Below are 12,974 nucleotides of genomic sequence, written 5' to 3'. Positions count from 1 at the left end.
ACTGGCACGGTTTTTGCGCTTTCCGAATCAGATGGTTAGGTGTTAAATGAAAAAAACTCATCCTGATGAGAAATCAGCACATATAAATTGCCGAAAAAAAACGACCACAGACGTTTTGCCTGTGGCCGTTTTATCGCCCTCATACCAGAATGATCAGGCGTGATTTTTAAAAGCTTTAATCCGTTGCAGATGGGTCGAGATATCTTTGAATTTGTGGCTCTGCTTCTCATCCCACACTATCGGGTAGAAATGATGCAGCGCATCTGCCGTGTTCTGGCTGTCGAGCACGCCGTCTTCACGCGACAACATCACCAGACAGCGATCGCGATTTCTTTCACGGAAATCACTGATGCACTTGGTGGCAATATCAAGATACTCCTCAGGGCGGTCGATTTTGCCGGTCATGTTATCCTGCGGGGCGAGGTTAGGGTTGAACATCACCTGACGGATACCGCACAGATAACCAATGCGCTCAGCCCAAAAACCGCCCAGACCGACACCGCAAATGAGTACTCTGTCGTCGCCGGATTGTTGAATCGCTTTATCGACTTCCTTGAGCAGATGCTGCATATCGTGACGCGGATGCAGCGTGCTGTAACTGATAAACCGGACGTCCGGATCAATAAATTGCAGCTGCAGCACCTTTTCATGGTTACCGGGACTGGTTGAGTCAAAGCCGTGCAGATAAATAATCATCGTTTTCCTGGTCCTGATTGTACGTTGAGAACATCAAGGTTAATGACGATAGGTTGCCATTTAGCGTGCTGAGTTTTTGTGCTCCTGCCAGCGAGCATCCAGTGCCGATAGCTCCCGGTTGGCAAGCTGCCAGCGGCTGGATTTCAACAAGTCCCGTCGCGCATCTTTACCCGTATATTTACCCCGATGGTACAACCCAGCAACGTTGTCTGCTTTGACCGGAGACAGGTTATCCAGCACGCTGACTGCCCCTGCGCGGTGGTTACAGATTAAAACCATATCGCAACCGGCATCCAGCGACGCCTGCCCGCGTTCGGCATAGCTTCCCATGATCGCCGCACCTTCCATCGATAAATCATCGGAGAAAATCACCCCTTTAAAGCCGAGCTCCTGACGCAGGATTTTCTGCAGCCAATAAGAGGAACCGCTCGCGGGACGGGAGTCTGCTTGAGTATAGATAACATGCGCAGGCATCACCGCGTCGAGCAGTTTTTTGTCAATCAGCTGACGGAAGATATTCATGTCATGTTCGCGGATAATCGGCAGCGGACGCTCGTCACGCGGGGTCTCTTTATGCGAGTCAGCAGTCACGGCACCGTGACCAGGGAAGTGTTTCCCGGTGGTTTTCATACCCGCGTCATGCATGCCGAGAATGAACTGCTCAGCCATGCCAAGGGCTTTTTCCGGTTCAGCATGAAAAGATCGTTCACCAATAGCAGCGCTGATATGGCCGATGTCGAGGACCGGCGCGAAGCTGATGTCAATATCCATGGCGATCATCTCTGACGCCATTAGCCAACCGGCTTCCTTAGCCAGACGAAAACCCTCATGCCGTGCATTAATCGCAGCAAAAGACTGAGCAGCGGGAATACAGGTAAAGCCTTCACGTAATCGCTGTACGCGCCCCCCTTCCTGGTCGACGGCCAAAACCAGACGCTCATGTGACGCTGCGCGGATCTGACGAATGAGCTCGTGCAACTGATCGACATCATGGTAGTTACGGGTAAACAAAATAAGGCCGCCCACCAGCGGATGTTGCAAAATCTCGCGCTCTTCGGCATCCAGCTCATAGCTGGCAACGTCTAGCATTACTGGACCCACGTCAGTGCTCTCCTTAATTCATTTTATTTTATTGCTGGTGCGCACAGTGGCGAAAAGTCGCTCACGCAAGGGTTGCGCCCAGTCTGAATACGTTTTATCCCCGGTTTGATGCCAGCGGACTTCGAACCACATCAGCATCATGTAATCTACCCACGGCAGCCAACGGTGAATCTGACGCTGTAACACGGACACATCCCGGTAGCCACCTGCGGCGCAATAGCCAGCGAGGAAGCGCTGTTGTTGCTCAGCGAGCCAGTTATTCCCCCGGAACAGAGTGGCCAGCTCAAGAGCAATATCGCCACCAGCGGCGTATTCCCAGTCAATCAGCTGTAACCCCTGTTCACTGGTGATCAGATTACCAGGATGAACATCCATATGGATCACTGCCATTTTCAGCGGCACCGGCAAGGACTGTCGCATGAAACGGTGTTGCAACCGCAGCCAGCGGGGAGATAACCGCCTGCGGTCAATCTGCTGCCAGTGCAGCGAAAACTGCTGTTTTAACTGTAATAAATAACCATGGGGGGGAACCTGATGAAGCCGTGCCAGCAGTTCAGCCAACGGTACTATTTCAACCGGATGCCCTTCACAGCTGTGCCCCTCCAGCCATTCAACCACCAACCAGGGCGGCGAATACAGCTTGACCCTCGGTGCAATATTTAGATGAGCGACGCGTTGTAAAATCTCTTTTTCACGCTGCCGCTCAACGCCCAGCGCCGTTCTCGCCGGAGACTGGATCCGCGCAAGCCAGTTGCGCTCACGGGTTTCAATTTTCCAGCTTTCACCGCTAAGCCCGGCGACCTGACTTAAACAAAAACCGGCGGAAAAGGCCGCCGGGAATTTTTGTGCAATAAGTTGCTCCAGTGCGCCCTTAATGTTGAACGGCACCGTTGCCGGACCAGACAATTTCACCGCTCGGCACGGTCATCATTTGCATCTTGAGCGTTGGCGATTTCACGTCACCGGTAACGGTGCTGTAAAGCACGTACTGTGCGTTGACGTAGCGCGCAAGCCCGATGGCTTTAGTCCGCGAACCCAGGCTGTCATCCACAGATAAGCCCAGAGCCTGCTTGGCGGTGGCCAGTTGGGAGTCAGGTACAACCTGAAACTTATTGTTGGTTGCCAGCGCATCATGCAGGGCCGCAGTGGCTTTGCTCACCGGCAGCGAACCGTTGGTACTATTTTTCACGCTGTCGAGCAGCAGCACGCTGCCCGCCTGCACGCCATCAGCCTGCAGCATTTTCGCCACCATGGGCTGAACGCTGGCGCTCCAGTCGATAGTTTGTACTTTCGGCGGCTGAGGAACCGTTTCAACCACCGGCGGTTGCCCGGAGGTTTCAGGAGTCCCAGGCTCAACCGTCACGGGCGCAGTAGGTTGCTGCGGCTCTGCAGGTTGCTCTTTGGTTGACAAGGTACAACCGCCAAGGATCAGGGCAGCCATCGCCACCATGAGTAAATACTTTTTCATCAACCTTCTCCGTACATAAAATTAGAGATAAAGGTAAACACGCACACTGTACGCATCAAGATTGCCATTCAGGGAAGATATGTTGATATCCGTATTGGCCGGAACGGTGATAGTCCGCGCTTCAGCAATCGGCAGTAAATCTAGCCCCTGTTGGTCATACCAGAAAAAACGATAATGTAGAGTGACTGCGTGCGGCTGGTTGTTGCTCAACACGCTGGTAGCCTGCTTACGGCCTTCCACTTCTGAAATTGACGGCGCGCTGGGGATAATGCCCGCCGTCAGCACCGGTGATTCCATGATGACTGTTTGCTGGCTGTTCAGCGCAATACGTGGCGTACTGCTGCTACAGCCCATCAATAATATAATTGGTAACAATGCCAGCAAAAATCGCATGGTATTTCCTTTTAGACGAGAAAGTCTTACTGACGCGAAAGCAGTGGGCCTAACGCGCGGCCACCAACCAGATGCATATGGATGTGATAAACCTCCTGCCCACCGTCGCGATTGCAATTCACGATCAGTCGATAGCCGCTTTCAGCAATGCCTTCCTGTTCAGCGATCTTAGCAGCAACAGTCATCATACGTCCCAACGTCGCTTCATGCTCTTGGGTCACATCGTTCATGGTTGGAATAAGAATATTAGGAATGATCAAAATGTGGCTCGGCGCCTGAGGGGAAATATCGCGGAAAGCCGTTACCAGTTCATCCTGGTAAACCACGTCAGCGGGGATCTCCCGGCGGATAATTTTGCTGAAAATAGTCTCTTCGGCCATCTTGGCACTCCTTTTATAGGTCTAAAGCGGTGTACGCAGTATGAGTGACAATTTCCATTCCTTTCAACCTGCTTTCGCATTTTAGGAATCAAATGGCGCAGAAACAGACATCCCCTAAATGGCAGGCATATAAAAAGGAGGCCGAAGCCTCCTTTTTTGGGACAGGTAACGGCTGATCTTAGGATCAGTGGTTACGCATATACTCGTCCATATCCGTTTTCAGGTTGTCAGACTTGGTACCAAAGATTGCCTGAACACCAGAACCTGCGACCACAACACCTGCTGCACCCAGTTTTTTCAGGCCAGCCTGATCCACTTTAGAGATGTCAGCCACGCTAACACGCAGACGGGTGATGCAGGCATCAAGATTGGTAATGTTCTCTTTGCCACCAAACGCTTGCACCAGAGAAGCAGACATTTCTGAACCGCCCTGAGTCGTTTGCTCGCTGGCATTCTCTTCACGACCCGGTGTTTTCAGGTCCAGTTTGGCAATCAGGAAACGGAAGATGCTGTAGTAAACCACCGCGTAAACCATACCAACAATTGGGAACAGCCAGATACGGCTACTGTTACCGCTCAACACGATGAAATCGATCAGACCGTGTGAGAAACTGGTACCGTCGCGCATCCCCAACAAAATACAGATTGGGAAAGCCAGACCGGCCAGGATAGCGTGGATCACATACAGGATTGGCGCCACGAACATGAAGGAGAATTCGATTGGCTCAGTGATACCGGTCAGGAACGCAGTCAACGCAGCTGAGATCATGATCCCGCCGACTTTGGCACGGTTTTCAGGTTTCGCTGAGTGCCAGATAGCTACTGCTGCCGCAGGCAGACCGTACATTTTGAACAGGAAGCCGCCTGACAGTTTACCTGCAGTTGGGTCACCCGCCATATAACGTGGAATATCACCGTGGAACACTTGACCCGCAGAGTTCACATATTCGCCGATTTGCATCTGGAATGGAACGTTCCAGATATGATGCAGACCGAAAGGTACCAACGCACGCTCAACCACGCCGTAGATACCAAATGCAACCACCGGGTTTTGATAGGCAGCCCATTGAGAGAAAGTTTGGATTGCACTGCCGATAGGTGGCCAGATGAAGGAGAGCGCCACACCCAGAACGATTGCCGCCAGACCAGAGATGATCGGTACGAAACGTTTGCCAGCAAAGAAACCCAGATATTCTGGCAGCTTAATGCGGTAGAAGCGGTTGAACATATAAGCCGCAATGGAGCCGGCGATAATGCCACCCAGCACACCCGTATCAGCAAGGTGCTTTGTAGCAATCTCTTCTGCCGGTAAGTGCAGAACCAGTGGTGCGACCACCGCCATGGTTTTCACCATGATGCCATACGCAACGACGGCGGCCAGCGCAGAAACACCGTCATTATTGGTGAAGCCAAGTGCCACGCCGATAGCAAAAATCAACGGCATATTGGCGAAGACCGAACCGCCTGCTTCTGCCATGACGTGGGAAACAATCATTGGCAGCCAACTGAAGTTTGCAGAACCGACGCCAAGCAGGATACCTGCGATTGGCAGTACGGATACTGGCAACATCAGCGATTTACCGACCTTTTGAAGGTTTGCAAACGCGTTCTTAAACATAATTGAGTGTGCTCCTGAGTAATGATATTTTTGATACTTCTCACAGCGCCCGATTGATTAAATCACCGAACTGCCGCGTTGCCAGGTTATAAAAACCTGTCATTCAGGGTGTCTGAGCACCCCTTTTGAATTTTTACGAAGGGTAAAATAATTCGGTTTGTTAATGTTTGATGGCAGTCACGTTTTTCTTAAAAATCGGCGTCAAACAGTACGTAAAGGTGATTTATGTTAGAAGTGTTGGCTAAATCACCCAATTTATCCGCCAAAACGGGTGTGCACATTACCCGTTAAGACGATTAATTACGAGTTGTAAAATAAACCCTGTAGATACGTTGGGTTTAAGAGGACATCTGGGGAAAAGTATCGAGGTGAAATAATCGTGAGAAGTTCGCGGTAGTCGCTTCAGCTAACTGTTCCAGGCTTACCCCTTTCAGCACTGCCATGTATTCCGCAATATCACGTACATAGGCCGGTTGATTCTCTTTACCACGGTGCGGAACCGGTGCCAGATACGGTGAGTCCGTCTCAATCAGCAGGCGATCCAGCGGCACGTAGCGCGCGACCTCACGCAATTGTTCAGCATTGCGGAAAGTGACAATGCCCGAAAACGAGATATAAAAACCTAAATCAAGCAGAAACTCTGCCGTGGATACATCCTCGGTAAAACAGTGTAAAACACCGCCGCATTCCCCTGCCTGCTCGTCACGCAGGATATCCAGCGTGTCCTGACACGCATCACGCGTATGTACAATCACCGGCTTGTTCAGCTCACGGCCAACGTGAATGTGATGACGGAAGGAGTCCTGCTGAAGCTTGAGCTGGTGATCTTCTTTTTGATAGAAGTAATCCAGACCCGTTTCGCCCATCGCAACAACTTTCAGATCCGTGGCCAGACGACGCAGTTCCTCGAAATCATACCCCTCTTCAATATTTAAAGGGTGTACACCGCAGGAAAACGCTACATCAGGGCGGTCGCCAATTAGCTGGGTCATGGCGGTGTAACCCGGCAAAGTGGTGGCGACGGCCAGCATAAATTTCACATCACGTTCACGGGCTTTTTCCACCACCGCATCCACGCCGCTGTGTAGCTCGTTGAAATCCAGGCTGTCGAGATGACAATGGGAGTCGACTAAAAACATAATATTTAACTCGTTAGGGTGGTTTTTCAGGCCAGTACGCAGGTAAAACTCGCATACCGCTGGGGGAGAATCGAAGCGGAACTAGCTCAGGGAAATATCCCATTCGAGCAGTTGCTCAGTCAGTATCAATTCACGGTTCACGCCAATGATTGTTAGCAGTTGCTGGCGGCAATGCATCCAGGCCTGAACATTTTTTTGCAGGGAATCATTACTCTGCAACCCGGCAACTTGTGCGATTAACAGCTGTTGATCGTGATTGATAATAAAATGTGCGGCGTTTTGCTGCCATTTGATGGCGTCCAGCAATAAAGAACAAAGCCATTGTAGGCGATCGGCCACATCATCATGGTTCAGTTGCGCCAGCAAAGAGAGCATATCGCGCTGCTGACAACTGGTGGCCAACTGCTGGCACAGATCGGTGCGCTGTTTCCAGCGCTCAGGCTGTAACAGGTCCAGCGCAGCCAGCGGAGTTCCGTTGCTGAGACGCAATGCGGTTTTAATTGCCACAGGAGCAGCACTAAGCTGGCGGCCAATCCATTGCGCGGCGGGAGCGTCATCCGGTATCGGCAGACGCCAGTAAAAACAGCGGCTGCGCAATGTCGCAAGTAGCCCCGACGTTTCACGACATCCAATCAGAAAGTAGGTTTTCGCGGGTGGCTCTTCCAGCGTTTTCAACAAAGCGTTGGCCGCGGCTTCTGTCAGCAATTCTGCCTGAGGCAGCCACACCACTTTTGCGCCACCTTGTTGAGAATAGTTGTAAAGCGTTTCAATCAGTTGGCGAACTGGCTCAACACCGAGGGAGTTTTTCCCTTTTTCAGGCGACAAAACGTGCCAGTCTGGGTGATTACCTGCAATCATCAACTGGCAACTGTGGCATTTACCACAACTTTTTTCGCCATCCTGATGCTGACAGAGTAACCAACGGCTAAGACCATAAACCAGCGCCTCATCACCCATACCATTGGCAGCATGCAGCAACACTGCGTGATGTCCACGGCCTGACTGATATTGACTAACCAGCTGCCGATAGGGGCCGCTCAGCCAGGGATACCAGGTCATTGCTGACCACCTTCCAACTGCTGTTGCGCTTCAAACCATTGCAACAGAGTCTGGTGAATCAACGTGCTCACCTTTTCCAGCGATTGGGAGGCATCTATGGTTTTAATGCGGCTGTCTTCGGCCACCAGGCTAAGATAACGCTCGCGCGTGCGTTCGAAGAACGGTAGCGCTTCTTTTTCGATGCGATCCAGTTCACCGCGGGCACTGGCACGTTGCAGACCAAGTGCCGGTGGCAAGTCGAGATAAAGCGTCAGGTCCGGGCGGAAGTCACCGAGTACCGTATCGCGCAAGGAACGCATCAGTTCGGCGTCGATACCGCGTCCACCGCCCTGATAAGCCTGTGAAGAAAGATCATGACGATCTCCTACCACCCAGGCACCGCGTGCCAACGCAGGCAGAATAACCGTTTCAATCAGTTGGACTCGAGCTGCGTAGAGCATCAGCACTTCGGCTTTGACGGTAGGTTTATCATCGTCCACTCCGAGCTTGAATAAGTCCCGCAGTTTTTCGGCCAATGGAGTACCGCCCGGCTCGCGGGTAAATACAATATCCTCAATACCAAGGCTACGCAGTGTATCAACCACCACGTCGCGCGCGGTGGTTTTACCGGCCCCTTCCAGACCTTCAATAACGATAAACTTACTTTTCATTCTTATTCTTTAATGCCTCACGATACACACGCACCGCTTTATTGTGATTTTCGAGGTTAGTAGTAAAAGTATGCCCGCCTTTGCCATCGGCCACAAAGTAAAGATACGGTGTTTTGGCTGGATGCGCTGCGGCTTCAATTGACGCTTCGCTCGGCATGGCGATCGGTGACGGCGGTAAACCAGAAATCACGTAAGTGTTATAAGGCGTCGGTGTTTCCAAATCTTTACGCGTGATATTACCGCTGTAGCTTTCACCCATACCGTAAATGACGGTTGGATCAGTCTGCAAACGCATACCAATGCGCAGGCGGTTGATAAAGACAGAGGCCACTTCAGGGCGCTCTTCTTTAACCGCCGTTTCTTTTTCAACAATTGACGCCATCGTCAGCATTTCAGTCGGATTTTTGTAGGGCAGAGACTCATCACGACCTTTCCAGATCGTATCAACGGTTTTTACCATGCGCTGGTGCGCTCGTTTGAGCAGGGATAAATCCGTCATGCCGGCAGTATAGAGATAGGTATCCGGATACAGCCAGCCTTCAGCATTAGTGGTGTCGTTGATGCCGATGGCCTTCGCGATTTCTTCTGCGCTTTTACCGGTCAGTTCATGCTTCACATATGCTGAATTTTGTAATAATTTCATCCAGTCGCTCAGTTTAAAACCTTCAACAAAGCGAATACTGAACTGTGCCTCTTTACCGCTTTTAAGCAACTCGAGCATCTGTCGGACAGTCATTCCTTTCTCAAAACGGTAAGTCCCGGCTTTAAACTCACTGAGTTGTGGCTCAATCCGCAACAGCCAGGAAAAGTAAGGGTTTTCCTGCATCAATTCATGCTTGACCAGCAGGGTTTCCAACACCACGCGTCCTGTACCAGCAGGCAGTGTAAAGATAGTTTCGCTGCTGACGTTAATAGGCCGGTCGGCAAAACGTTGCACTTTATGATAGGAGAAGGCAACAGCACCGAGTAACAGGACCAGGATAAGGGCGAAAATTTTGATTTTTTTATTTTTCATAGACATTCACTTTTAACGCGCGGTTTCAGCAAACCGGATGTAAAAAATCGTACAACTGCGACGACGTAAAGTGCCAGTCATCTGCCTGTCGAACCGGCAGAACGGGCATTAGAGCATTGCAAATAATAACCTCATCCGCTTCACGCAGAATTTCAGGTGTTTGTTGGACAATAGAAATTGTATAAATTCCCGATTGCTCAAGTAAAGAAATGATATGGCTGCGCATGATCCCCGCGACGCCGGAGCCGGAAAGTTCTGGGGTAAAGACCTGGTAACCTTCACGCCAGAAAATATTCGCGGCACAGCATTCTACCAGCATCCCTGAGGTATCAACCACCAGTGCCTCATCGGCATCCGTCTGGTCAAGGTGCAGTCGGATCATCACCTGCTCCAATCGGTTAAGATGCTTGATACCGGCGAACAACGCATTCTTACTCAATGCCACCGGGCTTAGCGCTAACTTGACACCCTGCTGCCGCCACTGATGGTAGTGCGCCGGATAAACAGAGAAGGAAACAATACGGGTAGGTGAACCACAACCTTGCGGGCTGTAACCACGCCCTCCCTCGCCTCGGCTTATAATGGCTTTAACGACGCCGTCCTCACGCATGCTGGCAGCATGGCCCATTTCAGCGGTAAGAGCAGACCAGTCAACGCCTTCAATCATCAATCGTTGAGTAGCCGTTTTTAACCTTTCTATATGGGCGGTTAAATACTGAATTTCACCGGCAATGACCCTTGCAGTGGTAAAACTACCGTCACCAAATTGTACCGCACGGTTGCTGGCTGCCAGCAAGCTGACCGGAGTGCCGTTAATCCACATGATCACTCTCCCGTGTCTGATTTATGGTTTGATATGCATAGAGCCTGATCTATTTTATGTTCTGTATCAAGCAGAGCATTCCTGTATTTTGATAGGAATATCAGACAGCAAAAAGGCCCGAAAATGGGCCTTTCAAGGAGATAGACGCCGCGTTATTACTCGTTAGATTTTACGGAAAACCAGTGAACCATTGGTGCCGCCAAAGCCGAATGAGTTACACAGCGTGTATTCCATATTTGTGACCTGACGAGCCTCGTGTGCGACGAAATCCAGATCACAACCCTCATCCGGGTTATCCAGATTGATGGTCGGAGGTACAGCCTGATCGCGAAGTGCCAGCAGAGTGAAAATTGACTCAACCGCACCGGCAGCACCTAACAGATGACCTGTCATGGACTTAGTGGAGCTGACCAGAACACGTTTTGCATCAATGCCAAATACTGATTTGACAGCCTGAGTTTCCGCTTTGTCACCCGCCGCTGTTGAAGTGCCATGTGCATTGATGTAGCCAATTTTTGACGCTGGGATCCCTGCATCGCGCAAAGCATTTTCCATCGCCAGAGCAGCGCCAGCGCCATCTTCTGGGGGTGACGTCATATGATAGGCGTCACTGCTCATGCCGAATCCGACGATTTCCGCGTAAATTTTCGCACCGCGTTTTTTTGCGTGCTCGTACTCTTCCAAAATCATGATGCCTGCCCCGTCACCCAGCACAAAACCATCACGATCTTTGTCCCACGGACGGCTTGCAGCCTGAGGGTTATCATTGCGTGTGGACAGTGCGCGCGCGGCGCCAAAACCACCTACACCCAAAGGAGTACTGGCCTTTTCAGCCCCGCCCGCCAGCATCACATCTGCATCATTATAAGCAATGATACGCGCAGCATGACCAATATTGTGGACACCAGAAGTACAGGCTGTGGCAATTGAAATGCTCGGACCACGTAAACCAAACATAATGCTCAGATGACCGGCAATCATGTTGACGATAGTGGAAGGAACGAAAAATGGGCTGATCTTGCGTGGTCCACCGTTAACCAGTGAGGTATGGTTTTCTTCGATCAAACCAAGACCACCAATGCCGGAACCAATCGCAGCACCAATGCGTGGCGCATTCTCAGCAGTCACTTCAAGCCCGGAGTCTTGCATGGCCTGAATACCGGCGGCAATACCATACTGAATGAAGGCATCCATCTTGCGTGCATCTTTACGCGCAATGTACTCTTCACAGTTAAAATCTTTTACTAAGCCAGCAAAACGCGTTGCATAGGCGCTAGTATCAAAATGATCGATTAGGCTGATGCCACTCTGACCGGCAAGAAGAGCATTCCAAGTTGACTCTACAGTACTGCCGACGGGAGACAGCATGCCAAGTCCAGTCACTACAACTCGACGCTTAGACACGTTGTGTACTCCAGGGAGGGAGAAAAGTGATACGGTGGTACAGAAAGAACTTAGGCGGTCAAGTGACCGCCTAATTATCTAAACTAAAATGCAGATTAGCTTATGCCTGGCTAGCGTTGATAAAATCAATAGCTGCCTGAACAGTAGTGATTTTTTCAGCTTCTTCGTCAGGGATCTCGGTATCAAACTCTTCTTCCAGAGCCATAACCAGCTCAACGGTGTCGAGAGAATCAGCGCCAAGGTCGTCTACGAAAGACGCAGCATTAACTACTTCTTCCTGTTTAACACCCAGCTGCTCAACAATGATCTTCTTAACGCGTTCTTCGATAGTGCTCATACTCTTAAATTTCCTATCAAAACTCGCTTTCGCGATGGTTTTCGTAGTGTATAAAATGTTGGAAAAGATGCAACTAAATCCCGGCTGGTCAAACCACGAATTTGCTCTATTTTGCGGTTTCTACCGCAAATAACGCAAATAGTTTCGTGATTTTTAAATCATGTACATGCCGCCATTGACATGTAATGTTTCGCCAGTGATATAGCTGGCCTCGTCAGAGGCTAAAAAAGCAACTGCGCTGGCAATCTCTTTTGCATCACCCAACCGGTTAGCTGGAACTGATGACAAAATGCCTGCGCGTTGATCATCTGTCAACGCCCTTGTCATGTCCGTCTCGATAAAGCCGGGAGCAACGACATTGACAGTAATGCCACGTGAAGCAATTTCACGCGCCAAAGACTTACTAAAACCAATCAAGCCAGCTTTAGCCGCCGCGTAGTTCGCCTGCCCTGCGTTACCCATAGTTCCAACAACAGAACCGATAGTAATGATCCGGCCAAACCGCTTTTTCATCATAGCCCGCATTACTGCTTTTGACAGCCGAAACACAGAAGTCAAATTCGTATCCAGGATATCCTGCCACTCGTCATCCTTCATACGCATGAGAAGGTTATCACGTGTGATGCCGGCATTATTAACTAAAATGTCAATTTCGCCAAATTCAGCTCGAATCGTAGCCAATACCTGTTCAATCGATGCAGAATCAACCACATTTAGAGCGATACCTTTACCGTTTTCGCCCAAATACTCGCTGATTGCTTCTGCGCCTTTCTCACTGGTCGCAGTGCCAATCACTGTTGCACCACCGGCTGCTAACTTTTCTGCAATCGCACGGCCAATACCACGACTTGCGCCAGTGATCAGAGCAATTTTACCTTCGAAACTCATTAT

General features: G+C 50.5%; 15 protein-coding genes. All 15 read right to left on the bottom strand.

Annotated elements, in window-relative coordinates; all coding sequences use genetic code 11:
- Positions 1–153: 153 nt before the first annotated feature.
- On the bottom strand, positions 154–696 hold the full coding sequence (gene ycfP, locus ACMV8I_RS02455; protein ID WP_498863627.1) for an alpha/beta hydrolase YcfP: 543 nt from the start codon (positions 694–696) through the stop codon (positions 154–156).
- A 60-nt stretch (positions 697–756) separates the two neighbouring features.
- Positions 757–1,797 (bottom strand): beta-N-acetylhexosaminidase, encoded by a 1,041-nt coding sequence (nagZ, locus tag ACMV8I_RS02450; RefSeq protein WP_498863626.1) that lies wholly within the window; start codon positions 1,795–1,797, stop codon positions 757–759.
- Between the two features lie 18 nt (positions 1,798–1,815).
- Positions 1,816–2,661, bottom strand: coding sequence for a phosphotransferase (locus tag ACMV8I_RS02445; RefSeq protein ID WP_498864698.1), 846 nt, complete (start codon positions 2,659–2,661; stop codon positions 1,816–1,818).
- A gap of 7 nt (positions 2,662–2,668) precedes the next feature.
- Complete coding sequence (gene lpoB / locus ACMV8I_RS02440) at positions 2,669–3,265, bottom strand: penicillin-binding protein activator LpoB (protein ID WP_498863625.1); 597 nt, start codon at positions 3,263–3,265, stop codon at positions 2,669–2,671.
- 21 nt (positions 3,266–3,286) lie between these two features.
- A complete protein-coding gene (locus ACMV8I_RS02435) occupies positions 3,287–3,658 on the bottom strand; it encodes a YcfL family putative periplasmic lipoprotein (RefSeq protein ID WP_498863624.1) in 372 nt (123 codons plus the stop codon).
- 26 nt (positions 3,659–3,684) lie between these two features.
- Entirely contained in the window at positions 3,685–4,038 is a 354-nt protein-coding gene (gene hinT, locus ACMV8I_RS02430) for a purine nucleoside phosphoramidase (protein ID WP_498863623.1), read from the bottom strand.
- A 184-nt stretch (positions 4,039–4,222) separates the two neighbouring features.
- Positions 4,223–5,656, bottom strand: coding sequence for a PTS glucose transporter subunit IIBC (gene ptsG, locus ACMV8I_RS02425; protein WP_498863622.1), 1,434 nt, complete (start codon positions 5,654–5,656; stop codon positions 4,223–4,225).
- 338 nt (positions 5,657–5,994) lie between these two features.
- Positions 5,995–6,795 carry a metal-dependent hydrolase gene (locus ACMV8I_RS02420; RefSeq protein WP_498863621.1) on the bottom strand — a complete coding sequence of 267 codons (801 nt, stop codon included), beginning with the start codon at positions 6,793–6,795 and terminating at the stop codon, positions 5,995–5,997.
- A gap of 81 nt (positions 6,796–6,876) precedes the next feature.
- The gene (holB, locus tag ACMV8I_RS02415) at positions 6,877–7,854 is read right to left on the bottom strand and encodes a DNA polymerase III subunit delta' (protein WP_498863620.1); all 978 of its coding nucleotides are present in this window, start codon (positions 7,852–7,854) and stop codon (positions 6,877–6,879) included.
- On the bottom strand, positions 7,851–8,504 hold the full coding sequence (gene tmk, locus ACMV8I_RS02410) for a dTMP kinase (RefSeq protein ID WP_498863619.1): 654 nt from the start codon (positions 8,502–8,504) through the stop codon (positions 7,851–7,853). Before tmk ends, holB begins: the two co-directional genes overlap by 4 nt.
- Positions 8,494–9,519: an endolytic transglycosylase MltG gene (mltG, locus tag ACMV8I_RS02405; RefSeq protein WP_498863618.1), complete on the bottom strand. Its 1,026-nt coding sequence runs from the start codon at positions 9,517–9,519 to the stop codon at positions 8,494–8,496. Before mltG ends, tmk begins: the two co-directional genes overlap by 11 nt.
- A gap of 25 nt (positions 9,520–9,544) precedes the next feature.
- Complete coding sequence (gene pabC / locus ACMV8I_RS02400) at positions 9,545–10,345, bottom strand: aminodeoxychorismate lyase (protein WP_498864697.1); 801 nt, start codon at positions 10,343–10,345, stop codon at positions 9,545–9,547.
- Between the two features lie 159 nt (positions 10,346–10,504).
- On the bottom strand, positions 10,505–11,746 hold the full coding sequence (gene fabF / locus ACMV8I_RS02395; RefSeq protein WP_498863617.1) for a beta-ketoacyl-ACP synthase II: 1,242 nt from the start codon (positions 11,744–11,746) through the stop codon (positions 10,505–10,507).
- A 100-nt stretch (positions 11,747–11,846) separates the two neighbouring features.
- A complete protein-coding gene (gene acpP / locus ACMV8I_RS02390; protein ID WP_188472210.1) occupies positions 11,847–12,083 on the bottom strand; it encodes an acyl carrier protein in 237 nt (78 codons plus the stop codon).
- Between the two features lie 153 nt (positions 12,084–12,236).
- Positions 12,237–12,971 carry a 3-oxoacyl-ACP reductase FabG gene (gene fabG / locus ACMV8I_RS02385; RefSeq protein ID WP_498863616.1) on the bottom strand — a complete coding sequence of 245 codons (735 nt, stop codon included), beginning with the start codon at positions 12,969–12,971 and terminating at the stop codon, positions 12,237–12,239.
- Positions 12,972–12,974: the final 3 nt, after the last annotated feature.

The organism is Ewingella sp. S1.OA.A_B6 (genome assembly GCF_049889095.1).
Classification (GTDB): domain Bacteria; phylum Pseudomonadota; class Gammaproteobacteria; order Enterobacterales; family Enterobacteriaceae; genus Ewingella.
Note: the sequence above shows the minus strand (reverse complement) of the source record. Positions and strands in the feature narration are given on the sequence as shown.

Excerpts from the sequence above, each read along its gene's own strand:
- ycfP (WP_498863627.1), bottom strand. The coding sequence starts at position 696 with ATGATTATTTATCTGCACGGCTTTGACTCAACCAGTCCCGGTAACCAT.
- lpoB (WP_498863625.1), bottom strand. The coding sequence starts at position 3,265 with ATGAAAAAGTATTTACTCATGGTGGCGATGGCTGCCCTGATCCTTGGC.
- ACMV8I_RS02435 (WP_498863624.1), bottom strand. The coding sequence starts at position 3,658 with ATGCGATTTTTGCTGGCATTGTTACCAATTATATTATTGATGGGCTGT.
- hinT (WP_498863623.1), bottom strand. The coding sequence starts at position 4,038 with ATGGCCGAAGAGACTATTTTCAGCAAAATTATCCGCCGGGAGATCCCC.
- ptsG (WP_498863622.1), bottom strand. The coding sequence starts at position 5,656 with ATGTTTAAGAACGCGTTTGCAAACCTTCAAAAGGTCGGTAAATCGCTG.
- ACMV8I_RS02420 (WP_498863621.1), bottom strand. The coding sequence starts at position 6,795 with ATGTTTTTAGTCGACTCCCATTGTCATCTCGACAGCCTGGATTTCAAC.
- holB (WP_498863620.1), bottom strand. The coding sequence starts at position 7,854 with ATGACCTGGTATCCCTGGCTGAGCGGCCCCTATCGGCAGCTGGTTAGT.
- tmk (WP_498863619.1), bottom strand. The coding sequence starts at position 8,504 with ATGAAAAGTAAGTTTATCGTTATTGAAGGTCTGGAAGGGGCCGGTAAA.
- mltG (WP_498863618.1), bottom strand. The coding sequence starts at position 9,519 with ATGAAAAATAAAAAAATCAAAATTTTCGCCCTTATCCTGGTCCTGTTA.
- acpP (WP_188472210.1), bottom strand. The coding sequence starts at position 12,083 with ATGAGCACTATCGAAGAACGCGTTAAGAAGATCATTGTTGAGCAGCTG.
- fabG (WP_498863616.1), bottom strand. The coding sequence starts at position 12,971 with ATGAGTTTCGAAGGTAAAATTGCTCTGATCACTGGCGCAAGTCGTGGT.